Annotated in this window: 16 protein-coding genes; 6 read left to right on the forward strand and 10 right to left on the reverse strand. The window is 68.6% G+C overall.

Annotation, left to right across the window (positions count from 1 at the left end):
• Positions 1–915, reverse strand: coding sequence for a hypothetical protein (locus HH212_RS17165; RefSeq protein ID WP_170203576.1), 915 nt, complete (start codon positions 913–915; stop codon positions 1–3).
• Between HH212_RS17165 and HH212_RS17170 the strand changes: the two genes are divergently transcribed.
• On the forward strand, positions 914–1,147 hold the full coding sequence (locus HH212_RS17170) for a hypothetical protein (protein ID WP_170203577.1): 234 nt from the start codon (positions 914–916) through the stop codon (positions 1,145–1,147). The genes HH212_RS17165 and HH212_RS17170 overlap by 2 nt on opposite strands.
• A complete protein-coding gene (locus HH212_RS17175; protein WP_170203578.1) occupies positions 1,144–1,812 on the forward strand; it encodes an NUDIX hydrolase in 669 nt (222 codons plus the stop codon). Before HH212_RS17170 ends, HH212_RS17175 begins: the two co-directional genes overlap by 4 nt.
• Here the strand turns inward: HH212_RS17175 and HH212_RS17180 are convergent.
• Positions 1,809–2,819 (reverse strand): SIS domain-containing protein, encoded by a 1,011-nt coding sequence (locus HH212_RS17180; RefSeq protein ID WP_211172530.1) that lies wholly within the window; start codon positions 2,817–2,819, stop codon positions 1,809–1,811. The two genes, HH212_RS17175 and HH212_RS17180, sit on opposite strands and share 4 nt — an antisense overlap.
• Before the next feature lie 281 nt (positions 2,820–3,100).
• On the opposite strand from HH212_RS17180, the gene HH212_RS17185 reads away from it, so the two are divergent.
• On the forward strand, positions 3,101–4,771 hold the full coding sequence (locus HH212_RS17185) for an alpha-glucosidase (protein ID WP_170203580.1): 1,671 nt from the start codon (positions 3,101–3,103) through the stop codon (positions 4,769–4,771).
• Positions 4,772–4,867: 96 nt separating this feature from the next.
• Here the strand turns inward: HH212_RS17185 and HH212_RS17190 are convergent, their stop codons facing one another.
• The 5 genes from HH212_RS17190 to glgB are packed head-to-tail and all read right to left on the reverse strand — an operon-like array spanning position 4,868 to position 14,541.
• Positions 4,868–7,375 (reverse strand): glycogen/starch/alpha-glucan phosphorylase, encoded by a 2,508-nt coding sequence (locus HH212_RS17190; protein ID WP_170203581.1) that lies wholly within the window; start codon positions 7,373–7,375, stop codon positions 4,868–4,870.
• A 59-nt stretch (positions 7,376–7,434) separates the two neighbouring features.
• Positions 7,435–8,898, reverse strand: coding sequence for a glycogen synthase GlgA (gene glgA, locus HH212_RS17195; protein WP_170205497.1), 1,464 nt, complete (start codon positions 8,896–8,898; stop codon positions 7,435–7,437).
• Positions 8,899–8,918: 20 nt separating this feature from the next.
• Positions 8,919–10,208: a glucose-1-phosphate adenylyltransferase gene (gene glgC / locus HH212_RS17200; protein WP_170203582.1), complete on the reverse strand. Its 1,290-nt coding sequence runs from the start codon at positions 10,206–10,208 to the stop codon at positions 8,919–8,921.
• A gap of 55 nt (positions 10,209–10,263) precedes the next feature.
• Positions 10,264–12,366: a glycogen debranching protein GlgX gene (gene glgX / locus HH212_RS17205; RefSeq protein WP_170203584.1), complete on the reverse strand. Its 2,103-nt coding sequence runs from the start codon at positions 12,364–12,366 to the stop codon at positions 10,264–10,266.
• Between the two features lie 3 nt (positions 12,367–12,369).
• Complete coding sequence (gene glgB / locus HH212_RS17210; RefSeq protein ID WP_211172355.1) at positions 12,370–14,541, reverse strand: 1,4-alpha-glucan branching protein GlgB; 2,172 nt, start codon at positions 14,539–14,541, stop codon at positions 12,370–12,372.
• Positions 14,542–15,036: 495 nt separating this feature from the next.
• Here glgB and HH212_RS17215 point away from each other — a divergent pair, with 495 nt between their 5' ends.
• Complete coding sequence (locus HH212_RS17215; RefSeq protein WP_170203585.1) at positions 15,037–15,828, forward strand: hypothetical protein; 792 nt, start codon at positions 15,037–15,039, stop codon at positions 15,826–15,828.
• Positions 15,829–15,921: 93 nt separating this feature from the next.
• Here the strand turns inward: HH212_RS17215 and HH212_RS17220 are convergent, their stop codons facing one another.
• The 3 genes from HH212_RS17220 to HH212_RS17230 form a co-directional block, all read right to left on the reverse strand.
• Positions 15,922–17,601, reverse strand: coding sequence for a hypothetical protein (locus HH212_RS17220; protein WP_170203587.1), 1,680 nt, complete (start codon positions 17,599–17,601; stop codon positions 15,922–15,924).
• A 79-nt stretch (positions 17,602–17,680) separates the two neighbouring features.
• A complete protein-coding gene (locus tag HH212_RS17225; protein ID WP_170203589.1) occupies positions 17,681–18,349 on the reverse strand; it encodes an ABC transporter permease in 669 nt (222 codons plus the stop codon).
• A complete protein-coding gene (locus HH212_RS17230) occupies positions 18,346–19,950 on the reverse strand; it encodes a transporter substrate-binding domain-containing protein (RefSeq protein WP_229217321.1) in 1,605 nt (534 codons plus the stop codon). The genes HH212_RS17225 and HH212_RS17230 overlap by 4 nt, the downstream gene beginning before the upstream one ends.
• 180 nt (positions 19,951–20,130) lie before the next feature.
• On the opposite strand from HH212_RS17230, the gene HH212_RS17235 reads away from it, so the two are divergent.
• Together HH212_RS17235 and HH212_RS17240 are read left to right on the forward strand one after the other, a co-directional pair.
• Entirely contained in the window at positions 20,131–20,781 is a 651-nt protein-coding gene (locus HH212_RS17235) for a hypothetical protein (protein WP_170203592.1), read from the forward strand.
• On the forward strand, positions 20,781–25,982 hold the full coding sequence (locus HH212_RS17240) for a hypothetical protein (protein ID WP_170203593.1): 5,202 nt from the start codon (positions 20,781–20,783) through the stop codon (positions 25,980–25,982). Before HH212_RS17235 ends, HH212_RS17240 begins: the two co-directional genes overlap by 1 nt.
• Positions 25,983–26,231: the final 249 nt, after the last annotated feature.

Below are 26,231 nucleotides of genomic sequence, written 5' to 3' on the forward strand. Positions count from 1 at the left end.
CTAGAACCCCACCCGTCCGAGCAGCGCCCTGACCGGGCCGGCCGCCGGCGCGCCCAGCGCATGCGCCACCACCGCGGCCGTGTCGCCCGGCCAGCTCCTGGCCACGCTGTCGCGGTCGCGCCCCTCGTTGACCTCGATCGCCGACACCACCACCTCGGCCAGCCTGCGGTAATCCTTCAGGCGCAGCACGCGCTGGCCGAGCAGCGCATTCCACTTCTTGAGCACGCGCGGCAGGTGCGAGCGGGCGTAGTTGCCTTCCTCGACCACGACGTGGAACACGTGGTAGCTGCGCGAGACCAGCGCCAGCAGTTCGCGCACCGACAGGTCGCGCTGCAGCGTATCGCCGAAGATGGCGGCGGCGTGCGCGGCCAGCAGTTCTTCCGGCGGTTCCTCGTCGCCGACGGTGAACAGGTAACCCTTCCTGCCGCGCCGTTCGAAGCAGTCGATGCGCGTGTGCTGGGCGGCGAAATACCAGGGCAGGTGATAGCTCTCGTGGCGGTTGCCGCCGCCGCCTTTTTCCAGCCAGATCATCTTGAGCTGGTCGGCGATGCGGATGTCGGCTTCGAACTGCGTCACCTGCAGCGGCGCCTCGTCGCAATAGGCGTCGCCGATGCCGCAGGCCAGGATGTGCGGGTCCGTCACCGGCTGGCGCTGCAGGATTTCCTCGACCAGCGTGCCCAGGCCCTCGCGTGCCATGGCGTCGGCGATGATGCCCATCGAACCGGTCACGTCCAGCCCGATGATGATCGCGTTCGACGCCGGGTTGAGCGCGGAATCGCACGACTCGCGCTCGACGCCGTACGGATTCAGGGCCGGGTGCATGCCGGCCGCGGTGAAGATGTCCTCGGTCCGCTTGCCGACCGTTCTTGCCGACGCGCGTTTCCAGTCGTCTGCGTCCCAACGTGCCGATCCCATGATGTTCTCCTTGACGGTGAATGTCGCTTTGCGTGAGCGGCAGTCCGGCGAAGCGACATGCGCCGGCGCTGTCGTGCGGTCAGGCGTGCCGTTGCCGCATCGATGCATTCATCTTAGCATGTTAAGCGTAAAATGCAATAAACAACTAACAGAGATGGCGCTGCTTGTTCGTGGCAAGCGCGACGCGCTGGCGTATGATCGCGGCGTTCATCGCAACCTGCAATCATCATGAAACACTATCCGGACCCGCTGGCGCTGGTCGACGTGGCGCTGTTCACCATCCGCGAAGGGCGCCTGGCGCTGCTGCTGGCGACGCGCAGGAACCGGGACGAGCCGTATTGCGGCGCCCTGGCGCTGCCGGGCGGCGTCATCCACGTCGACGAGGACGAGGATGCGCAGGATGCCGCGCGCCGCGTCGTGCGCACCAAGCTCGGCATCGATCCGCCCTACCTGGAGCAGCTGTACACCTTCTCGGGCCGGCTGCGCGATCCGCGCCGCTGGTCGCTCTCGGTGGCCTATTACTCGCTGGTGCCGCAGCAGGTACTGGAAGCGACGCACATCGAGGGGCTGGAATTCGTGCCGGTGGACGCTCTGCCGAAGCTGCCGTTCGACCACGATGCGATCGCCGCCATGGCGATCCGGCGCCTGCGCGGCAAGTCGACCTATTCGTCGCTGCTGACCTTCCTGCTGCCGCAGGCGTTCACGCTTCCCGAACTGCATGCGGTGTACGAGCAGGTGACGGGTTCGAACACCAACATCGCGGCGTTCCGCAAGAAGGTGCTGGACGAAGGCATGATCGAGCCGACCGGGCAGCGGCGCACCGGCGGGCAGCACCGGGCGCCGGACCTGTATCGCAGGAAGGGCGCCGGATTGCAGGAACTGAAGCGGACGATCTAGCTGGTCCGCGTCACCTTGCTCAGGTGGCGCGGCTGGTCCGGGTCCATGCCGCGCGCGCGTGACAGGTGCGCCGCCATCACGTAGAAGGCCTGGATCGCCACGATCGGGTCGAGGTCGGGGTGGGCGGCCGGCGGCAGGTCGAGGTCGCGTCCCGCCACGTCCGGCGGCGCGGCCAGCAGCACGCGCGCGCCGCGCCCGCGCATCTCGTCGGCCAGCGTCACCAGGCCGGCCTGGGCCGGACCGCGCGTGGCGAAGATCAGCAGCGGGTAGCCATCCTCGATCAGCGCCATCGGGCCGTGCTTGATCTCGGCGCCGGAAAAGGCCTCGGCCTGCAGCGCCGAGGTTTCCTTGAATTTCAGCGCCGCTTCCAGCGCCACCGGAAAGCCGATGCCGCGCCCGACCACCATGATGTTGCGCGCCGGCGCCAGCACCTCGATGGCGGCCGACCAGTCCGCTCGGGCAGCGCGCCGCAGGGCGTCGGGCAGGGCCGCCAGGCCGGCCTGCAGCGCGGCGTCCTGCTGCCACTCGGCCACCAGGCGCGCGCCCGCGACCAGGCTGGCGATGAAGCTCTTGGTGGCGGCCACGCTGCGCTCGCTGCCGGCGCGCAGCGGCAGCGCCCATTCCGCGGCCGCGGCCAGCGGCGACGCGATGTCGTTGGCCAGCGCCACCGTGGTGGCGCCGCCGGCGCGGAAGTAGCGCATCGGCTCGACCACGTCCGGACTCTGGCCGGACTGCGACACCGCGAGCGCCAGCAGGCCCTCGCAGCGCAGCGGCGCCTTGTACAGCGTCAGCAGCGACATCGGCAGCGAGGTCACCAGCCGGCCCAGTCGCGCCATGATCAGGTAGGCCAGGTAGCCGCAGGCGTGGTCCGAGCTGCCGCGCGCCACCGTCACCGCGTTGTGGAAGGGCGTGGCGCGAAGGTGGCGGCCCAGTTGCGCATAGCGCCCGGCGTCTTCGGACAGCTGCAGGGCGACGCGGTCGGCGGCGGACAGGGCTTCTTCGAGCATCAGTGAGGTCACGCTGTTCTCCTCGGATGAAATGGCTGGCGGCAGCGGCCGGGAACGCGGACGCGTTCGGCGCATGCCTTGCCGGGCAACTATAGTAAGGGCCGGATTGCTTGTCAACCGGTATCTAACAGGTATTATCATCGGCCGCGTTGTCGACGGGGTCGGCATCCTGAAAGCGCCTGTGCAAGCTGGTGCGCAAAAAACTGGTATTTAATTGGCTATGGAATACTGGATGCCGGCACATAACGTGCGCCTTGCAGCACACCGGCATGCAATCCTTGATGTTTCCTACCATTACGAACGGACCCAGTGTGAGCACGACCCCAGCCGACAACACCACGCCCTGGTGGCGCGAAGCCATCATCTACCAGGTCTATCCGCGCAGCTACCTGGACACCGACGGCGACGGCGTCGGCGACCTGCCCGGCATCACCGAAAAGCTCGGCTACATCGCCGGCCTCGGCGTCGACATCGTCTGGCTGTCGCCGTTCTTCACCTCGCCGATGAAGGACTTCGGCTACGACATCTCGGACTATTGCGACGTCGATCCGCTGTTCGGCACGCTGGCCGACTTCGACCGGCTGGTGGCGCGCGCCCATGAACTCGGGCTGAAGATCATGATCGACCAGGTGATGTCGCACACCGCCGACAGCCACCCGTGGTTCGTCGAAAGCCGCGCCAGCCGCGCCAATCCGAAGGCCGACTGGTACGTGTGGGCCGACCCGCGCGCCGACGGCAATCCGCCCAACAACTGGCTGTCGGTGTTCGGCGGCTCGTCGTGGCAGTGGGACAGCCGCCGCCGCCAGTACTACCTGCACAACTTCCTGGCCTCGCAGCCGGACCTGAATTTCCACCACCCCGAGGTGCAGCAGGCCCAGCTCGACGCCTTGCGTTTCTGGCTGGCGCGCGGCGTGGACGGCGTGCGCATGGACGCCTGCAACTTCCACTTCCACGACCGCCAGTTGCGCAGCAATCCGCCCGCCACCCGCGCCGACAACATGATGGCGACCGACGTCAACCCGTACGGCATGCAGGCCCACCTGTACGACAAGACCCGGCCGGAAAACCTCGACTTCCTGCGCCGCATCCGCGCGCTGCTCGACGAATACGGCGCCATCTCGATCGGCGAGGTGGGCGCCGACGATGCGCTGGCCGTGATGGCCGACTACACCTCGGGCGGCGACAAGCTGCACATGGCCTACAGCTTCAACCTGCTCACGCCGGATTTCTCGGCGGCGCACGTGCGCACCCAGGTCGAGCAATTCGAGGCGCGCGTGCGCGGCGGCTGGGCCTCGTGGCCGGTGGCCAACCACGACAGCGTGCGCGTGATGACGCGCTGGGGCGGCGCCGACCCCGCGCCGGCGCTGGCCAGGCTGGTGCTGGCGATGCAGCTGTCGCTCAAGGGCACGCCCTGCCTGTACCAGGGCGACGAGCTGGCGCTGACCGAGGCCGACGTGCCCTACGAACTGCTGCAGGACCCGTACGGGATCGCCTTCTGGCCCGAATTCAAGGGCCGCGACGGCTGCCGCACGCCGATGCCATGGACGGACGAGGCGCCGAACGCCGGCTTCACGGCCGGCACGCCGTGGCTGCCGGTGGCGGCGCCGCACCTGGCCATGGCGGTCTCGCGCCAGGAGGAGGATGCGGATTCGCCGCTGCAGTTCGCGCGCCGCTTCATCGCCTGGCGCCGCCGCCAGCCGCAGCTCACGCGCGGCGACATCGCCTTTTTCGATGCGCCGGAGCCGGTGCTGGCGTTGCGGCGCAGCCTGGGCAAGGAGGGGGATGCGCCGGACATGCTGGCCGCGTTCAACCTGTCGGATCGGGACGTATCGTTTGCGTGGCCGGATGCCGCCGATGCCAGGGAGAGCGATGATCACGGCTTGCCGGGCACGCGCAAAGGTGCACGGATAACGTTGCCGCCTTACGGCGCCTGGTACGGCACCGTGACGTAGGGTGGACGGGTTTCCCGTCCACCCGTTCAACCAACGCATGCACCGTTGAACGCGTGGACGGCGAAGCCGGCTAGGCGCCCCCGTCCACCCTACGACTCAGGCACCGCTGACATCCGGCGCGCGCCGGTCGCCGCCGCGGCGCTCGGGCGGCGGTGCCAGGTCGACCGGGCGCGCATGCCAGATATCCTCGGCATACTCGGCAATGGTGCGGTCGGACGAGAAGCCGCCCATGCCGGCCACGTTGAGGATCGCCTTGCGCGTCCACTCCTCGGGCTGGCGGTACAACCGGTCGACCTGGTCCTGGGCGGCGACGTAGGCGGCGTAGTCGGCCAGCAGCAGGTAGTGGTCGCCCCATTGCACCAGCACGTCGTAGATGGACTGGAAGCGGCCCTTGTCGTCCGGCGAAAAGGCGCCGTCGCGCAGTTGTTCGAGCACCTGCCGCAGTTCGGCGTCCTGCTCGACGATCGCGCCCGGCCGGTAACCCTGCGCGCGCAGCGCATCCACCTGCTCGGTGGTATTGCCGAAGATGAAGATATTGTCCGCGCCGACGCTTTCGCGCATCTCGACGTTGGCGCCGTCCAGGGTGCCGATGGTGAGCGCCCCGTTCAGCGCGAACTTCATGTTGCCGGTGCCCGAGGCTTCGGTGCCGGCGGTGGAGATCTGTTCCGACAGGTCCGCCGCCGGCATGATGATTTCGGCCAGGCTGACGCTGTAGTTCGGGATGAACACCACCTTCAGCTTGTCGCCCACGCGCGGGTCGTTGTTGACGGTCGTGGCGACGTCGTTGATCAGCTTGATGATCTGCTTGGCCATGTGGTAAGCCGAAGCCGCCTTGCCGGCGAACACCACGGTGCGCGGCACCCAGTCGGCGTGCGGATCGGCGACGATGCGGTTGTAGCGCGTGATCACGTGCAGCACGTTGAGCAGCTGGCGCTTGTATTCGTGGATGCGCTTGACCTGCACGTCGAACAGCGAGGTCGGATCCAGCGTCAAGCCGAGGTGTTCCTGCACGTACTGCGCCAGGCGCTGCTTGTTGACCAGCTTGGCCGCGCGGAAGCGCAGGCCGAACACCGGGTCGGCGGCGCTCTCGCGCAGGCCGGCCAGCTGTTCGAGGTGGCGGCGCCAGCCGCGGCCGATGCGCTCGTCGATCAGCGCCGACAGCGCCGGGTTGGCCTGCGACAGCCAGCGCCGCGGCGTGATGCCGTTGGTCTTGTTGTTGAAGCGCTGCGGATACATGCGCGCGAAGTCGGCGAAGATCGACTGCTTCATCAGGTCCGAGTGCAGCGCCGACACGCCGTTGACCTTGTGGCTGGCCACCACCGCCAGGTAGCCCATGCGCACGCGCCGTTCCCCGTGCTCGTCGATCAGCGATACGCGCCGCATCAGGTCGACGTCGGCGCCGTACTCTTCGGTGATGCTCTCGATGAAGATGGCGTTGATGTCGAAGATCAGCTGCAGGTGGCGCGGCAGCAGCCGGCCCAGCATGTCGACCGGCCAGGTCTCCAGCGCTTCCTGCATCAGCGTGTGGTTGGTGTACGAGAACACCTTCTGCACGATGGTCCAGGCGCGCGCGAACGGCAGCCCCTGCTCGTCGATCAGGATGCGCATCAGCTCGGGAATCGCCAGCACCGGGTGGGTGTCGTTGAGGTGGATGGCGACGTGCTCGGGCAGCAGGTCGAGATCGTCGTACTTGGCCAGGAAGCGCCCGACGATGTCCTGCAGGCTGGCGGCGCAGAAGAAGTATTCCTGGCGCACGCGCAGTTCGCGTCCGGCAAGCGTAGAATCGTCCGGGTACAGCACGCGCGAGATGTTCTCGGCGCCGTTCTTGGCTTCCACCGCGGCCACGTAGTTGCCGCCGTTGAAGGCGGCCAGGTCGAATTCCCGGTCGGCCCTGGCCGACCACAGGCGCAGGGTGTTGGTGGCGTCGGTGGCGTAGCCGGGCACGATGGTGTCGTAGGCCATGGCCAGCACGTCGTGGGTGTCGACCCAGTTCATGCGCTCGCCGTCCGCCTCCACGCGGCCGCCGAAGCGCACGCGGTATTGCACGTCCGGCCGCGCCACTTCCCACGGGTTGCCGCGCGCCAGCCAGTAATCCGGCGTCTCCACCTGGCGGCCGTCGACGATGCGCTGTTTGAACATGCCGTAGTCGTAGCGGATGCCGTAGCCCATGCCGGCCAGGCCGAGCGTGGCCATCGAATCGAGGAAGCAGGCCGCCAGCCGGCCCAGGCCGCCGTTGCCGAGGGCGGCATCCGGTTCCAGGTCGGGCAGGCGCGCGACGTCGACGCCCAGTTCGACCAGCGCCTGGCGCACGTCGCCCTGGATGCCCAGCGCCAGCAGGGCATTGGTGAAGCTGCGGCCGATCAGGAATTCGATCGACATGTAATAGACGCGCTTGGCGTCCTGGCGCGCCTGCGCGGCCTCGGTCTGCATGCCGCGTTCCAGCAGGCGGTCGTGCACCGCCAGGGCGGTGGCGTGCAGCCAGTCCTGCGGCTGCGCCGCGGCCGGGTCCTTGCCCATCGTGTACGTCAGCTTGCTGGCGATCGAACGCTTGAGGGTGGCGACGCCGTCGGCGGCGTCGTCTTGCTTGAGGTCGGTGAGATTCATTGATTCCGTGCGGTCCGTGGTGATGATCGGCCGCGTGGGCCGTCGTGTTCTTCGTGGGTTCAGGTGGCGATCTGCCGGTACAGCGCGGCATACTGTGCCGCCGCCGTATCCCAGCCGAACTGCTGGCGCATGCCGCGCTCCTGCACCGCATCCCAGTCGGCGCCGCGCGCGTACAGCGCGAAGGCGCGGCGCAGGGCGGCTTCGATGCCGGCTTCGTCGAAGCTGTCGAACACGAAACCGGTTGCCAGATCGTCACCCATGTTTTCAAGCGAGCAATCTACCACCGTATCGGCCAGACCGCCCACGCGCCTCACCAGCGGCAGGGCGCCGTATTTCAATCCGTACAACTGGGTCAGGCCGCAGGGCTCGAAGCGCGACGGCACCAGGATCGCGTCGCCGGCCGCGACCAGGCGGTGCGCCAGGTCCTCGTCGTAGCCGATGCGCACCGCCACCGATTGCGGATGGGCGGCGGCGGCGGCGGCGAAGGCGCTTTCCAGCACCGCGTCGCCGCTGCCGAGCAGCATGATCTGGCCGCCGCGCCGCACGATCTCGGGCAGCGCCGCCAGCACCAGGTGCAGGCCCTTCTGCTCGGTCAGGCGGCTGACCACGACGAACAGCGGGCCGTCGTCGCGGATGGCCAGGCCGGCCTCGCGCTGCAGCGCGTTCTTGCAGGCCAGCTTGCCGGCGCGCGACCCGATCGTGTAGTGCCGTGCGATCAGCCCATCCGTCGCCGGGTTCCATACCGCGTCGTCGACCCCGTTCAGGATGCCGGCCAGGTCGTGCGCGCGCGTGCGCAGCAGGCCGTCCAGGCCGCAGCCCTGCTCGGCGTGCTGGATCTCGCGCGCATAGGTCGGGCTCACCGTGGTGATCTTGTCGGCGAAGTACAGCCCGGCCTTGAGGAACGAGCACTGGCCGTGGAATTCGATGCCCTCGATGTCGAAGAAGTGGGCGGGCAGGCGCAGGTAGCCGAACACGTGGCTCGGGAAGTTGCCCTGGTAGGCCAGGTTGTGGATGGTCTGCACGCTGCCGGCCAGGCGCCGCCCGCCCGCCTGCTCGGCCGCCTTCAAATAGGCCGGCGCCAGCCCGGCATGCCAGTCGTGCGCGTGCACCACCTGCGGCTGCCAGGCCGGGTCCAGTCCCTGCGCCAGCTGCGCCGCGATCCAGCCCAGCAGCGCGAAGCGCTGGGCATTGTCGGCGTAGGGCCGGTTGCCGGCGTCGGCATACGGATTGCCGGGCCGGTCGTACAGTTCCGGCGCGTCGATCACGTACGCAGGGACGGCGCTGCCGGGCAGGGTGCCGCAATACAAGCGGATCGGCCCGGCGCCGAACGCCGGCGCCAGCTCGGCTACCAGTTCCTGCCCGGCGACGCCGGCGCGCAGGGCCGGGAAGCCCGGCACCAGCACGCGCGCATCGCCGCCCGCCTCGACTTGCGCGGCCGGCAGGGCCGCCGCCACGTCGGCCAGGCCGCCGGTTTTCAGCAACGGATAAATTTCGGTACAAACGTGTAGAACGCGCATCATGATTTTCGTGTCCGGCTATCCGTTCAAAGTTTGTTCAGCATGTCCTTGGTCACCAGCACGACCCCGCTGGCGCTGCGGTGGAAGCGCTGCGCGTCCAGTTCGGCATCCTCGCCGATGACCATCCCGGCGGGAATCCTGCAGCCGCGATCGATCACGACCCTGCTCAGGCGGCAGCCTTCGCCGATCTCGGAATTCGGCAGGATCACCGCCTGGTCGATGTGGCAGTACGAGTGCACCCGCACGTTCGAGAACAGCACCGATTGCGACACGTGCGAGCCGGACACGATGCAGCCGCCCGAGACCAGCAGGTTGACCGCCATGCCGGGCTTGCCGCTGGTGTCGTGCACGAACTTGGCGGGCGGCAGCTGCGCCTGGTGGGTCCAGATCGGCCAGTCGGCGTCGTAGATGTCGAGTTCCGGCGAGATCGAGGCCAGGTCCAGGTTCGCCGACCAGAAGGCGTCGACGGTGCCGACGTCGCGCCAGTAGGCCGGCACGCCGTCGCCGTTCGGGATGCACGACATGCTGAACGGATGCGCCACCGCGCCGCCCTCGGCCACCACGCGCGGGATGATGTCCTTGCCGAAGTCGTGGCTCGATTCGGGCAGGGCGATGTCGTCTTCCAGCAGCTTGTACAGGTACTCCGCATTGAAGATGTAGATGCCCATGCTTGCCAGCGTGGTGTCCGGCTTGCCCGGCATGGTGGGCGGATCGGCCGGTTTCTCGACGAAGTCGGTGATCCTGCGCTGGGTGTCGACCGCCATCACGCCGAACGCCGAGGCTTCCGCCTTGGGCACCTCGATGCAGCCCACGGTGCAGTCGGCGCCGGTGTCGACGTGGTCGCGCAGCATCAGCGAATAATCCATCTTGTAGATGTGGTCGCCCGCCAGGATCACCACGTATTCCGGATTGTAGGAACGCAGGATGTCGACGTTCTGGTAGACCGCGTCGGCGGTGCCGCGGTACCAGTGCTCTTCGTTGACGCGCTGCTGCGCCGGCAGCAGGTCGATGAATTCGTTCTGGTCGCCGCGCAGGAAGCTCCAGCCGCGCTGCAGGTGGCGCAGCAGCGAGTGCGACTTGTACTGGGTGACCACGCCGATGCGGCGGAAGCCGGAATTGACGCAGTTCGACAGCACGAAGTCGATGATGCGGAACTTGCCGCCGAAGTAGACGGCCGGCTTGGCGCGGCTGTCGGTCAGCTGCTGCAGGCGCGAGCCGCGCCCGCCGGCCAGCACCAGCGTGACCGCGCGTTCCGGCAGGCGGTGGTTGAGATAGGACTTCCTTCTTTCGGGTTGCCGTTGGGTGAACTCAGTCATGTTGCCTCCGTTGCTTTTTATGATCGATGACGCGCGTGGTAAGAGTAATCGAGGGTCAGGTCCAGGGCGCCGCCAGCAACAGCAGCACGGCGTGCGCCGGCACCTCCAGGGTGCCGTCCGCATCGCGCGGCGCCCGGTCGGGAAAGGCGCTGTCCATGACGACGCGCCAGGCGCCCGCGGGCAGGGTCACGGCGGCCGCCTGGTTTTCCGCGTTCACCAGCAGCAGGCAGGTCTCCCCGCCCGGCCGCGCACCTGCCGGTCCGTCCGCTTGCCCGTCCTCTCGGGTGACGATCGCCTCGTCCGGCGGCGCACTCATGCGGATGCCGATGCAGGCGCCGCCGCCGTTCCACGCCGCCTCGTCCATGGCGCCGCCGTCGGCCTTCAGCCAGGCGATGTCGGGGTGGCCGTCCGCCCCGATCGTACCGTCATACCAGCCGGCGCGGCGCAGCGCGCGCTGGCGCCGGCGCAGCGCGCTCAGCGTGCCGGTGAATTCGGCCAGCGCAAGGTCGGCGCCTTGCCAGTCGAACCAGCACAGCGGATTGTCCTGACAATACGCATTGTTGTTGCCGCGCTGGGTGCGGCCGATCTCGTCGCCGGCCAGCAGCATCGGCGTGCCCTGCGACAGGAACAGCGTCGCCAGCAGCGCCCGCTGCAGGCGCGCGCGCAGGGCCAGCACCTCTTCATTGGCGGTGTCGCCTTCCACGCCGCAGTTCCAGCCCAGGTTGTGCGCATGGCCGTCGCGGTTCTGTTCGCCGTTGGCCTCGTTGTGCTTGTGGTCGTAGCTGACCAGGTCGCGCAGGGTGAAGCCGTCGTGCGCGGTCACGAAGTTGACGCTGGCCGTGGGCAGGCGCGCATCGTGGCGGAACAGGTCGCTGGAGCCGGCGAAGCGGCGCGCGAATGCGCCCAGCGCTCCCGCCGGCTCGCTAGGGCGCAGCCAGAAGGCGCGCATGGTGTCGCGGTACTTGTCGTTCCATTCGAGCCAGCCGGGCGGGAAGTTGCCGAGCTGGTAGCCGCCCGGACCGATGTCCCACGGTTCCGCGATCAGTTTTACCCGCGCCAGCACGGGGTCCTGGCGCAGCGCCGCCAGGAAGGCCGCGCGGCGCGAGAACCCGGCGGCGTCGCGCGCGAGGATCGGCGCCAGGTCGAAGCGGAAGCCGTCGACGTGCATCTCCTCGACCCAGTAGCGCAGCGAATCCATCACCAGTTGCAGCACGCGCGGTTCGGCCAGGTTCAGGCAATTGCCGCAGCCGGTCCAGTTCTCGTACGTGGCCGGATCGTCGGCGCGCAGGTGGTAATACAGCTGGTTGTCGATGCCGCGCAGACTCAGCGTCGGCCCATGCTCGTCGGTCTCGGCGGTGTGGTTGTAGACCACGTCGAGCACGACTTCGATGCCGCGTCCGTGCAGCGCCTTGACCATGTCGCGGAACTCGGCGATCGGCGTGCTGCCGGGCCGGCTCGACCAGTAGCGCCGCTCGGGCGCGAAGAAGCCGATGCTGGAGTAACCCCAGTAGTTCGACAGGCCCATCTGCTGCAGGCGCTGCTCGTCGGCGCGCGCATGCACCGGCAGCAGGCTGACCGTGGTCACGCCGAGCCGCTGCAGGTAGTCCAGCACGGCCGGCTGCGCCATGCCGGCATAGCTGCCGCGCAGCGCTTCCGGCACGTCCGGGTGCAGCTGCGTAAACCCCTTCACATGTACCTCGTACAGCACGGTGTCGGCGGCGCCCACCGCGGGCGGCGCATCGCCGCCCCAGTCGTAGTCTTCGTGCACCACCCGCGCCTTGAGCGCCACCGCGGCATTGTCGCCGGCGTCGTGGAAGCCCGGCTGGGCGCGGTATTCGCCCACCAGCGCGCGCGCGTACGGATCCAGCAGCACTTTGTTCGCATCGAAGCGCTGGCCGCGCCCGGGCGCGTACGGGCCGGCCACGCGGTAGCCGTACACCTGTCCCGGCGCGGCGCCGTCCAGGTAGCCGTGCCAGACGCCGTCCGCGCAGGCCGGCATGGGCAGGCGCGCCAGTTCCCGCGTGCCGTCGGCGTCGAACAGGCACAGTTGCACCGCTTGCGCATGCGGCGCCACCAGGGCGAAATTCACGCCCCGGCCGTCCCAGCGCGCGCCCAGCGGATAGGCGGCGCCGGCGCGCAATGTCGTGGTTGCACTCATCTCTCAGTGCTCCAATGCCAGCATGATCGTCGCCAGCGGCGGTACCGTCAGGCTGAGCGAGCAGGGACGGCCGTGTGCACCCGCCGCCTCGGTCTGCAGGGGTTCGTTGCACAAGCCGCTGCCGCCATAGCGCGTGGCGTCGGTATTCAGGATCTCGGCATAGCGGCCCGGCTGGTCCACGCCGATGCGGTAGCCGTGGCGCGGTACCGGCGTGAAGTTCGACAGCACCACCACCGCGTCGCCATTGGCGGCCTTGCGGATGAAGGAGAATACCGAATTGTCGCGGTCTTCGTGGGTGATCCATGCGAAGCCGCGCGCCTCGACGTCGAGCTGGTGCAGGGCGGGATAGCGCCGGTAGACGGCGTTCAGGTCGCGCACCAGTTGCTGGACGCCGGCGTGCAGCGGCCGTTCCAGGAGGTGCCAGTCCAGGCTGCGCTCGGCGTTCCACTCGCGCTCCTGCGCGAATTCGCCGCCCATGAACAGCAGCTTCTTGCCGGGATGCCCCCACATGAAGCCGTAGTAGGCGCGCAGGTTGGCGAAGCGCTGCCAGTCGTCGCCCGGCATGCGCGCCAGCAGCGACCCCTTGCCGTGCACCACCTCGTCGTGCGACAGCGGCAGCACGAAATTCTCGGTGAACGCGTACGCCAGCCCGAATGTCATCTTGTCGTGGTGGTAGCGGCGGTTGACCGGATCTTCCTGCATGTAGCGCAGCGTGTCGTTCATCCAGCCCATGTTCCACTTGTAGTGAAAGCCCAGGCCACCCATTTCCAGGGGGCGCGACACGTTGGGAAAGCTGGTCGATTCCTCCGCCATCATGACGGCTTCGGGACGCTCGGCGCAGACGACCTCGTTCACCCGGCGCAGGAAATCGATCGCCTCCAGGTTCTCGCGCCCGCCGAACCGGTTGGGAATCCACTCGCCTTCCTTGCGGCTGTAGTCGCGGTACAGCATCGAGGCCACCGCATCCACGCGCAGCCCGTCGATGCCGAAGCGCTCGATCCAGTACAGGGCGTTGCCCGCCAGGTAGTTCAGCACTTCGCGCCGTCCGTAGTTGTAGATCAGCGTGTTCCAGTCCTGGTGAAAGCCCTCGCGCGGGTCGGCATGCTCGTACAGGTGGCTGCCGTCGAAGCGCGCCAGGCCGTGGGCATCGGCCGGGAAGTGCCCCGGCACCCAGTCGAGCAGCACGCCGATGCCCTCGGCGTGGGCGGTCTCGACGAAATACCGGAAATCCTCCGGCGTGCCGAAGCGCGATGTGGGGGCGTACATCCCGGTCGGCTGGTAGCCCCACGAGCCGTCGAACGGGTGCTCGCTGACCGGCATCAGCTCGATGTGGGTGAAGCCGAGATCCTTCGCGTAGGCGACCAGCTGCTCGGCCAGTTCGCGGTAGCCGAGCCAGCGGTCGCCGTCTTCCGGCACGCGGCGCCAGGAGCCGAGGTGCGCCTCGTAGATGCTGACCGGCGCCCCCAGGGCATTGGCGGCCCGGCGCATGCTCGAGGACGGCACCAGCGCCGGCAAGGCGCCGACCCGCGATGCGGTATCCGGCCGCAGCTCGGCGCGGAAGGCGAAGGGGTCGGCTTTCAGCAGCAGCTCGCCCTGCTGCGACTTGATCTCGAACTTGTAGCGGTCGCCGGCGGCCAGTCCCGGCACGAAGATTTCCCACACGCCGGAGGCGCCGCGCGCGCGCATCGCGTGGCGCCGCCCGTCCCAGTTGTTGAAATCGCCGACCACCGACACGCGCCGGGCATTCGGCGCCCACACCGCGAAGCGCACGCCGGCCACGCCGCCGATCGCGGCCGGATGGGCGCCGAGCTGTTCGTAGGGGCGGTGGTGCGTTCCTTCCGACAGCAGCCAGACATCCAGGTCGCCCAGCAGCGGCCCGAAGCGGTAGGGATCGTCGAGCTCCTGCGTGTGGCTGCCCCAGTCGACGCGCAGGCGGTAGGCGAACGGATTCTTGCGGCGCGGGACGCTTGCTGCGAACACGTCGCTGCCGTCGATGCGCTTGAGGGCGGCCAGCCGGCGCCCGCTCTTGACGTCGATGAGGTCGACCGCGGCCGCGCCGGGCAGCAGGGCGCGCACGACCAGTTCGCCATGGTTGCGGTGCATGCCGAGGACGGAAAAGGGATCGTGGTGGTCGCCGTGCATCAGCGCCGCGACGCTGGCCTGATCAAATGTCATGGGTGTCCCGAAAAATGTTTTGAAAGGTCGAAAGAGAAATCCGGATGCAGTCTCGACGACACAACATGGCCAACATTTTTCTTTCGGATCCGGAACCGGCATTGCTCGGGCATGCCGGGTCGCGTGGGTCGGTGCATGACAGGACGCATGCCGGGCACCGGTCCGCATCGGACACCTTGCTGTTTGCATAATAATGGTTTTTTAATTTCTCAGGGGACGTTCGTGAACATGCGTAGCCGACCGCCTCGTTTGCAGCCCTCCATCGGGCCGGCGTCCGGCTGCCGCAGCTCGGGTTGTCAGGCTGGAGACGCGCCGCAGCCATCCGTTATATTGCCGATTGGCACCGGTTCCGCAGTCGATTGCGAACGCGGGCCGACCGCATGTTTCTCTCAAAAAAATGGTTTGCCCTGTTGCGCGAGAACGTCGCCGCCAGATTCCTACCGTAATGGTTCCAGACTATACTTATATTTCCCTAGGTAAATTATTGAACGTGTCGTGAACTTTGAAACCAAGATAAAAAGCTTGTGCACGCTATCTATGGATGGACGAAAATTTCCTGTCTATAACAGTAATGGTGCCCAGATTTATGAGGAAAGAAACGCGACGCTGGTTTTCCTGAAATCAAAAGGTATGTTCGGGATGGACCAGTTCCAGTTGAGGGCAGCCGGACACGATGCACGAAAGATCTTCACGATCAAGTTCGACGACCTGGCAAAGATCGGGAAGGACTTGGGCAATGCTTACATGACGATCAATGGCTACAGGCGCGTGCTCGACGACCCGTATTGGCAACAGTTCTTCCATGTCCGGGAACGGGATTTTACGTATATCGAAGGCGATGCCACGAAGGCCCGGCCGCGCGCGTCCTTGCCATGTTTTCAGTGCGGGCTGGTGCTGCCGGCGGACCTCATCACGATCGACCATTCGAAGCCTCAGGCTGGCGGTGGAGATCATGCCGTCCTGAAGGTGTTGCGAAACCTGAATTACGATCTGACGCATCATCCAGGCGTGGGACAACTCGCTACCGCCCACCGTGACGGCACGTCCGCACCTTTGCACACGAAAGCGGGACGCAACAGCGCGCCAATGCATGAAGGAAAGGCGGAAAGGTACACCCTGACCGATAAGGGCATCACCGTGCTCAGTGTACTGGCGGCGGCAACCAGCTTGAACCAGGTGTACGATGCATGCATGCATTCCGCCTTCAACCTGCGTCCGTATTGTTCCAAATGTAATACTGCCAAAAGTAATGCGATGCAAGACCTTTCGATGGTCAACGATGCATAGCAACGCGCTCGTACTATCCTGATGGTGCCTCCCGGCACCGTGGACATGCCGGCGCTGCCGGGGCCTGTCCGAACCTTGCTGAAGTGGCCGGTTTCAGGCGGGCGTGACGAACAGCGCCGCGTTCAATCTGGCGTTGAAGATGCGCTGGTCCCCGTCATCGAGCTGGACCGTGTTCGGCAAGATCTTGAAGCCGGATTCCTTATAGAGGCGCTTTGCCTGGATCTTGAGCGACTTGATATGGTCGGCGGCGCGGACGTCGTCGTCGGTGCTGCGCGGGGTGGCGGCATGCATCACGTCGTGCACACTCTTGAATGCGTCCGAGTTCATGACGACCGCGGCCATGACTGGGCTGGATTCGACCAGCGAGTGCAGGAAATTGAGGTAGGCGGCCTTGCCGTCGTCGAGGAATTCGGCGGCCGTGTAGTAGGTCGCCTTGAACGCCGGCATGTAGCCGGTGGTCATTTTTGGCACGAGATCCTCGGGCACGGTGACGGGCTCCGCCGGCTCCGACCTCGCCGCCTTGCTGACCTTGGCCCACATCATCCGGGCTTCATCGATGAACGAATTGATGCGTTTGACTTCGATATAGTTGTAGACGATCTTGAAGATCATCTGGAATGCGCCCAATACCAGGCTGGCGATGCTGCCCGCCGCCGCGCTGGCGGTGGCTGCCATCACCGTCGTGTTGACCCCCTTGGCGATGGTCCATGCGGCGACCACCTGGCGGTTGCGGATGCCGACGTCGATGCCCTTGCGGATCAGTGCGAACGCGCCTTCGCTGGTCACCAGCTCTGCCTGCTGCAGCGACAGCGCGGTGCGGGTCCAGGCATCGCTGATGAGGCTGCGCAGGCCGGCATAGATGTCGGCCCCGCCCGATGCGAACTTGGCCACCTCTTTCAATGCGAATGCCGCTACCAGGGCGAACGCCTTGGCGGCCTTTTCCAGCAGGTCCGACGCCGTTTCAAGACCAAAATGATTTCTGAAGATTTTGATCATCCACTCCTTGAAGTCCGCCCATTTTTCCTGCAGGAGCGCCGCCACTTTCTCCTGGATGCTCTCGCGTTTGTATACCGCGACACCGGTGCCGACGCCGGTGCCGACGACGCCCACGCCAATGCTGCTGTAAGTGACAACCTTGTCTTGAAAGATCTGGATGATGTTTTCCTCCAGACCGCTTTTCGACAACAGGCTGTGGGCGCTGCCCCCCATGCCGAGCAAGCCGAGCAGTACGGTACTGGTCGCGCTCCACTCGACCTTGATGTTGGCGATCAAGGTCAGCAGCGCACGCCGGTCCATGCGCCGTTTCGCCGCGTTCGAAACGGGGCTGTCCACGCATAGCCTTTGCAGCAATCGGCAAAGCGAGCGCGTTTTGCTCATGACCATGTTGTTGTCGCGTTCGTTACGGTAGTCACGGCTCAGGCCCGACACTTGGTTGCCCATGTTATAGACGACGCCGCTGTATTTCTCCAAGGCGTTCGCCAGGTTTTCGGCATTGCGCCAATGCATGATGCCTTCCGGACCCGCATATTCGATCCACGCCTTGTAGGCTCGATCGACCGCCTGTAGCCGGTCGCCGCGTGATTTGGTGCCGAACAGCTTGCCCTTGACGTCGGTTGCGGCTAGCCAATCGTTGTAGGTCGGCGGCGGCTGGAAATGTTCGATGGCGCGGAAGCGGTCGTCCAGCATCGCGCTCTCGAATGGCGTGAACGGGGTCGTGGCATGCGTCTTGAGCCACGTGTAGGTGTCGAGATCGAGCTGCTTTGGGGAAGGCATGTTATCGGTTCCTGGGAATCAGCCTATGCCAGGCCGGAGTAAGTGGGCGGATGAACCCGGTTTGCGTCTGGCGCATCGCTCAGCCGTGCGCCGCCGCATGCGCCAGCGCCATCCTGCGGTGCGTGCGCACCATCAAGCGCGACCGCTTCAGGCGGTTGATCATCGCCGTGAACAGCAGCGAGGTCGCCACGAAATACAGGCTGCAGTACAGGTACACCGGCACCATGACGTTGGTCTCGCTGGCGGCGATGACGGTGTTGCAACGGCTGACCAGTTCGCTGACCCCGACCAGCGACGCCGCGCTGGAGGCGACGAAGGAAATCAGGAACACGTTGATCCAGGTCGGGATGAACAGCATGGCGGCGTCGATGTCGCCCTTGCGGTAGTTACGGTACGCAACCACCAGGCTTTCGGCCGTGAACGACAGCGGTGAGGCCGCCAGCCCCAGCACCGCCTTGGCCCAGGGCGGCACCTGCAGCACGATGCCGGCGCCGGGGAGGACGATCTCGTTGGGCAGCACGAACACCGCATAGAAGATCAGCGCCAGCGTCGGCACCGAGCCGAGGATGGTGGAGATGCGGGTGGCGATGGCGGCCGGCTTGGCGCGCGCGCCCACGCGCAGCCAGGCCAGCAGCGCGCCCAGGCTGGAACCCAGCGCCACGGCGCACACGGCGATGAAGACGTTCCAGGCGAACCCCTCCAGCAGGAAGGGCGTCCAGGTCAGCAGCAGGTGGAGGGAATCGGTCATGGCTTTGCCGGCGGTGCCAGGATCAGGCGTTCGACCCGCTCGATGATCAGGGTCCACAGGCGGGTAGTCAGGTAAAAGGTGATCAGCAGCACCGTCATGGTCATGAAGATGTTGCCGTTTTCCGCGATCAGGAGGCTGCTGGCGCTCAGCAGCTCGGGAATCGCGATGGCCGAGGCCAGCATGGTCTGCTTGGTCAGGTTGATCAGCGCCTGCTTGACCGGCCAGCTGGCGTAGTGCGCGCTGCGGTACAGGGTGTGCAGGCGCAGCGCGAAGGCAGGCTCGAAACCGCGGATGTGGCGCGCCGCCTCCAGCAGGGCACGCATCACCAGTCCGGCCGTGTAGTAGCCGGAGCAAAAGGTGGCGACGGCGAACGCGGGCAGCTTGACGCCGAACTCGCGCTGGCTCCAGCCGCCGATGCCGAAGAAGATCAGGTACATCATGATCAGCGGCGGGGTCAGGCGGCCGTAGGCCATGAAGCCGCGCAACAGGCGCGGCGCCAGGCCGGCGCGCGCGTCCACCGCGGTGGCGGCCAGCGTACCCAGCGCCAGCGAGATCGCGATGCCGCTGGCGATCAGCATCATGGTATAGGCCACGCCGCGCAGGAACTGGGTGCGGTCGTAGGGGTCGTAGACGAAGTTCAGGTCGATCCCCAAGTGCTCCTTGAGGCGCAGGCCCAGCGCCTGGATGCCGCCGACCTCGCTGCTGGCGACGTATTCGCTGCTGCGGCAGGCGGCGGTCCACAAGCCGTTGGCGCCGCGGGTGCAGACCGGTTTGCCTGTGGCGTCCGTGGCCGACCACAGCTCGTGCTGCCGGGTCAGCCATTCGTTCGACGTGATGCCCCACTTGCGGTTTTCTTCCAGCAGCCAGCCGCTGCGGTGCAGCTCGGCCGTGATGTCGCCCAGCGCCACGTCGAGACGGGTGCCGCGCTCGTCCCGGGCCATGAAGATCGTCATCGGCTTGATGATGGCATTGCTCAAGGTCATGCTGTAGCCCGACCACTCGGGCAGCTTGAGCGTGTTCTGCAGTACGGCGGTGGCGTACAGGAAGCCGGAACACTGGTCGTCGCGCAGCGCCAGCAGGGCGTCGCGCACGGTCTTGTAGGTCTGTAGCTTGAGCAGGTAGCGCTCGGACATCGGCTTGTTGAAATAACTGCCCTGTACCGCGCAGGTCGTGCGGTTGCGGATCTTGCCCCAGTCGTCGACCGCGTGACCCGGTCCGAACAGGACGTTGACGCTGGTTTCGTTGTAGCCCGGTTCGACGGCGGCGGCGCTCCTGCGCCGTTCCGGGGTGTCGGCGACGGTGGCGATCAAGAGGTCGACCTCGCCCAGCGCCAGCTTCTGGAAGCGGTTCTCGGTGGTGATCCTGACCTTCTTCAAACGTACGCCGAGGCGCTGGGCGACCAGTGCCGCCACGTCGCTTTCGAGACCGACCACTTCGCCGTTGCTGTCGAGATAGTTAAACGGTTTGAAGTCGGTCTTCACGCCCACGCGCAGTACGCCGCTCTTGCGCACCGCGTCCAGGGTCGGACTGTGCGGCGCCTGTTGCGCGCACGCGTTCCACGATAGGAAAAGACCGATTGCCAGCCCCAGGAATCTCGTCAAGGCAGACTGTGAAGACATTATTGTTTTCTCTGGGAAACTCAACGCTTCATGCTACCTGACCGGTTGCTGGCATGCAATAACCACGGCGGTCGGCGTGCGGATATGCCACATTACGCCACATTGCACGAACACAACCGGCATGCTATTTTCGGCCAACCATTGTCTTGGAATCCGATCCCGATGCTGCATCCCCTGGCCAGTCTCTGGCGCCATGCCGTGCGCGTCACGTTCTACGAAGCGGGCGGCCAGGCCGGACATGCGCTGTTCCGGCACGGCGACGCCGGCCAGGCGCATGCGGCGGGCGCACGGCGGCGCTTCACGTCGGCCGACGCCGCCTTTCACTACCTGCGCTACTGGCTGGGCGAGCCGGCCGCCAGCGCCGAACTGAAATGGGTGCTGCAGCGTTCCGGCCCGTCGCTGGTCGGTACGGGCGGCGCGGAAGGCTGGCTGCACGCGCTGGCCGCGCGGCTGGTGGGCGGCGCCATCGTGGTGCTGGAGGAAGACAGCCGCCGGGCCATGCCGGGCCGGCTGGTGGCCGCGCCGTCGGCCGCGATGTCGGCGGCGGCCGTCGCCGCCCTGCCGCCGCTGAGCGCGGTGGCGCCCGCCGTCGCCGCCACGCCCGACCTGCTGCCCGCGCTGGAAGAGGTCAGGATCGAAGGCGCGCAAGTGCTGCCCGAGCTGAACCAGTCGCTGGCCCAGGTGGAAAGCGCGACCGCCAGCGTCGCCGCCGCCGCGCTCTCGCTCGACCCGGCGCCGAGCAAGGTGGCGGCGATCCGGACCGCCCTCGGCGACGCCTCCACGCAGGCCGGCGCCGACCTCGGCCGGCTCTGATGAAGGTACTCGAGCGCGCGCTGGAAGTGCTGCCGCCGTGTCCCGGGCGCGTCGCCGCCGCGGTCGGCGGCGCCGTCGAGGCCATCGCAGCGCAAGGACAGGGCTTCGCCGCCGACGTTTCCGGCTGCGCCGCCGCGCTGGCGGCCGACCTGCCGGCCATCGCCGCCAGGATGCGCGCCATTCCCGGCCTGCTCGATCCGCAACCCATCGTCGACGCCTGCGCCGGCGTGCTGGAACACGCCGCCGCCGACCTGCGCCGGCTCGCCGCCGACGCCGCGGCGATCCCGCAGCGCCTGCTCGACCAGGCGGCCGGCGCGCAGGACCTGGTGGCCTCGGCCAGGACCGCGCTGGGCACCATGGCGACGCTGCTGCCGCAACTGGCCGGCCTGGCGCCGGACATCGCCCCGCACCTGGCCTTTTTCGAAGGCTTGCCGGCGCGCGGACAGGCGCTGGCCGCGCTGGCGGCGCAGGGCGGCGCACTGGTGGACCGCTACGGCGCCGCACTGCTGCCGCTGGCGCGTGCGCTGCAGGACCCGGCCGCCAGCGGCCGCGCCGACGGCATACTGGCCGAGGCGCGGCAGCTGCAGGACGCGACCCAGGCGCAGCTGCGCACCTTGCGCGAACTGCTGGACGCCGGCGCGGGCGACCTGGAGCGCGAGCTGGACGGCGCCATCGCGCTGGCGACCGCGGCGATCGACGCCGGCGCGCAACTGCTGGAGGCGAAGGCCGCTGCGCTGCTGCAGCCGCTGCAGGACCAGGCCGGCCTGCTGGCCGCCGCCGCCGCCGCGCTGGGCCGGGAGGGCGCGGCCTGCGCGGCGCTGTTCGACCAGGGCTGCGTCCAGCTCGACCACCTGGGCGATCTCCTGGCGCAGCCGCTGGGCGAGGCGCGCGCCCGGGCCGACGCCGTCGGTGCCACGATCGCAGCGGCGGGCGCCGACATCGACGCCATGGCGCGCAAGGCGCTGGCGCCGGTCGACGCGCTCGGCCCGTGCGTCGACCAGGTCGGCGCCGCCCTGGGCGCCGTGGTCGAGACCGTCGAGGACGACGTGGCGCAGGTGGCGCAACTGATGCGCGAACTCGGCCAGGAGGCCGAGCAGGTTAAGCTGGTCGTGGGTGCCTTGCCGGGGCGCTTCGATCCGGTGCGCACCGGGATCGCGGCGGCGATCGCCATGCTGGTGCAGGTAAAGGACACCATCCAGCCTTTCGTCAACCAGGCCAGGAGTGCGCTGCTGAGCGCCGACAGCGAGTTGAACCAGGCCGACGACCTGTGCACCCGCGCCATCGAGATCTGCACCCTGTACCAGATGAAGGCGCCGCCGTTGATGCTGGCGCGCACGCTGTTCGTCGGCATCAAGGCAAGCATCCCCGGCCTGCATGCGACCATCGCCGCCGCCATGAAGGCGGTGCAGGCGGCCGGCGCCCAGGCCGGCGCCCTGATGGATACGGCCATCGGCGTGGTGGACGCGTTGAATCCGCTGCTCGACCAGGCGCTGGCGCTGTTGCAGAAGGCGATCGACGCGCTGCTGGCCCTGCTGCAGAAGATGCAGGATGCACTGGCATTGGTGATGGCCGCCGCCGAGGCGGTGCCGCCGGCGCTGCAGGCGGCGGTGGACCTGGCCATGGCCGGCGTCCACGAGGTGCTGGCCAAGGTGCGCCGCGCGGCCGAGGATTGCCTGGACCAGTTGCAGTGCCAGGCCCTGGTCCAGCGCTTGCGCGCCCGGCTGGCGGAGCTGGTGGAGCGTGTCTTCGCGCCGCTGCAGGCGCAGATCGACGCCGCTGGCGGTCCGCTGCGCAAGGTGGTGGAACAGGGCAAGGCGGCCGTGCAGCAGGCATCCGGCGCGGCGCAGGATGGCCTGCAAACGCTGGCAGGCGCGCTTACCGCCGCGCAGCAGCGGGCGCGTACGCCGGTCGACGCGCTGCAGGATGCGCTGGCCGCGCTGCGCCGCCGGGTCGAGATGGTGGGCGCCGACGCGCGCCGGACCGGCCGCGGGGCCGCCGACGCCGCCTTGTCCTATCTGGACGGTGCGGCGCAGGGCATCGCCGGCCTCGACGTGCGTCGCATGAGCGCACCCGCGGCGGCCTGGGCCGCCCATGCCGACGGCTTCGGCGCCGCGTTCCAGGCGGTACGGACGCGGGCGGCGCAGGCCGCCTCGCTGGAGGATGTGCATGCCTGGCGCACCGGCTTGCAGCAGGGTGCCGGCGCGGCGGACGCCGGCGACCGTGCGGCGCAGGCGCTGCAGGACCTGCAATCGGCCGGGGAAGAGGCGGCCACCGGCGCTGCCGCCGAGCGCGACGCGCTGGCGGCGGAGGCCGCGCCCGGCGCACAGGTGCAAACGGCGTTCGATGCCATGCGCGCCGACGCCCAGGGCGTGGCCGACCACGCGGACGCGGCGCTCGAGGCCATGGCGGCGGCGCTGGACGAGGCCGAGGCGCAGGCGCGTACGGTGGGCGACGTCGACCCGGCAACGGGTGAGGCGGAGCTCGCCGAGCTGCGCGCGCAGGCGGACGCCGCCGCGGCCAGCGCCGAGGAAGCGCGCCGGGCCGAGCAGGGCGTGAGCGCCGGCATCGCGTCGGTGCAGGAACAGGTGGCGGCCGCCGCCCGGGATGCCGAAGCCCGCTCCAACGCGTCGAAGGACCAGGCCCAGGCCGGCATCGCCAAGGCCCAGGCGCAGGTACGAACGGCGCGCGCCGCGGTGGATGCGGCGCGCGCCGATGCCATCCAGGCCGAGGCGATCGTCGACGCCGAGGTGGTCAAGCATGGCGGCGCGTCCGGCAGGGCGGATGCCGCCGGCGCGAGCGCGGCGGCGGGCTCGAAGGCGGGAGCTGAGGCGGAGGCGGATACGGGCGCGGCCGCGGGGGCGGGTTCGCGTGCCCAGGCAATCGCGGCTGCGGATGCCGGCGCCGCTGCCGGCGCGGCCGGGGCCGGAGGATCGGCCGATGCGGCCGCCGATGACGGTGGCGCCGATCCGGCGGGCGGCGCGGACGGCGAGGAGGCGACCCGGACCGCGGCGGCCGCCGGCGCTTTCCCCGGAGCGTCCGCGGCCTCTGCCGGTGTGGCAGGAGCGTCCGCCGTGGCAGGCGATGCCACGGGCGCCGGAGACGATGCCGCGGGCAGGGGAGCGGATGGCGCCGGCGAGGCGGGCGCGCCCGCCGGCCGACCCGGCGCGGCAGCCGCTGGCGCTGCGGCCGCGGACGGCGCCGCTGCGGATGGCGCTGGCATTGCCGGCGCGGATGGCGCGGGCACGGCGGCCCACGCGGAAACGCGGTCCGCCGCAACGGGCAGGCGCACGGCTGCAACGGATGCCGGCGCGGCGGAGGCTGTCGGCGCGGTGGAGGACGGCGGCCGTGCCATACCGCCGGACACGGTCGCAGCCAGTGCCGCAGCCGCAGACAGTGCCGCAGCCGCAGCCGCAGCCGCAGCCGCAGCCGCAGCCGCTTCCGGCGTGGATGCCATGCACACGCCATCGGGCGCGGAAACGAGCGGCGCCGCCGCTGCGCAAGCTGCCTCACCTGCAACCGGTGCGGGCGGCGAGGCGGCGGGCGCTGTCGTTTTCGGCGATGCCGGAGAGCTCGGGCCAGAGCTGCCCGCAGCGGCCGATGACGGCGCGATGCCTGTCATTGCCGGCGCCGACGCCGCGGCGGCTGCCGCCACGCCTGCGGCCGGTCCCGCAGCAGCGTCCGCCGTCGCAGATGCAGGCGCCATGCCGGACACGGTTTCGGTGGATTCCGGCGAGCCGCCCGGCTCGGCCGGGCGGCCGGAGCCGGTGGGCGATGCAGATGCAGATGCGGACACGGACGCAGGTGCGACGGCGGCCGCGGGCGCGGCTGCCGCCGCCGACGGTGAGGATGCAGTTGCCGCTACTGACGCCGGCAGCGATGCGTCTGCGCCTGCCGCGGCCGGCGAGGGCGCCGATGTGCAAGCGTCTGCCAGCGGCAATACCGGCGGCGACGCAGCGCCAGGCGACCTCGCATCCGATGGCACGGCGGCGCAGGAACGTGCGGGCGGAGGCGCAGCGAACGCCGCCGCGGCGCCGCCCGGTGTGCCCGCCGTGGCGGCGCCGGCCGCCGCCGCTCCCGCCCCGGCCGGGCAGGCCGGCGAAGCGTCCGCGGATGTGGCGGCAAGCGGCGAGGGCGGCGTATCCTCCGTGCCGCAGCAGGGGCCGGCAACGCCGGCGCCGCCGGACGCAGCGCTGCGCCAGGATGCGCAAGCGGCGCACGGCGATGCGGGCGGCCGCCAGGCGTCGGCGGCGCCGGACGGTGCTGCCGGCGCCGTCGCCGCATCTGGAGGGGACGCGGCCGGGAACACGGCTGTGTCCGCAGCGGATGAGGTGGTTGCGGAGCGCGCACCGGCCGCGGCGGATGATGGTGATGCAGATGGCGCTCCTTCTGCAGCGCATGACGTATCGGCAGCGCGCGCGTCTGCCAGGTCGGACGACGGCGGTGCCGGCGGCACTTCGTCCGCTGCGGACGCGATCGCTGCCGATCGCGTTCCGGCTGCCGCGGATGACGGCGGTGCGGACGACGGCAGTGCGGATGGCGCTTCACCCGCGGCGGACGACGAGGCTGCCGCTGCCGTTCCGCCGGCGGGCAACGATGCGGCTGCCGCCGCTTCTTCATCGGCGCAGGATGTGGGACCGGCGGCTGACTGCCGGCCCGTGCAGGACGACGTCGCCGGGCGCGCTGCCGGGCAGGACCGCGTACTTGCGGCCGGTGCGGCGCCGGCGCCGGAACACGTGCTCGCGGCCGCGTCGCAGCCTGCGCATGCCGGTACGGGCAGCGTCGCTGCGTCGCGCCGGGACCAGAAGGCCGGCGGCGTCCCCCTCCCGTCAGTGCAAGCGGATCCGGCGTCGGGCGCCCGCTCCGCCCGGGAAGTTGCAGGCACCGCGCCTGCAGCGGCACCGCCAGACGCCGCGTCGACCGCCTCTACGCGCACCATTTCCTCGCAAGCGCCGCCGACCACGTCCGCCACGCCTGGCGTCGAGTTGTATCCGCCTGCCCCCGTCGGCGACGCCTTGCGGCATGCATCCAGCGGGGTCGAGGACGTGGCGCAGCCTGCAGCGGCGCTCCCGTCCAATCCGGCGCCGCCCGCCGGCGCCGATGTCGCAGCGCCCCCCGCGGCGGTGGCCGGGTCTTCCAGGCTGGGTCGCTGGCTCGGCAAGTTCAGGCACATGCTGGCCGGGTCGAAGCCACCTCCGCGCTGAGCGGTATTTCCATTTTTTTATCGCCAATTAGCATATTGGATAGAAAAATGTGGCGAAAAAAAGACCGTCGCGCTTTTTTCTTTGCCGGATTCAAAAAACCTTGGCGGCACAAAAAATAACCTACTATCCTTTGTTGATTGCTGGAAATGATTTGCGTAGTACCTGGTGCAGGAAGGGCCGAATCCGGCCGGCGGGGCGAGCTTTTCCTGGTTGTCCCAACCTGCGAATCGTCAGCAGCTTGTCACTCAA

Source organism: Massilia forsythiae (genome assembly GCF_012849555.1).
Lineage (GTDB): Bacteria > Pseudomonadota > Gammaproteobacteria > Burkholderiales > Burkholderiaceae_D > Telluria > Telluria forsythiae.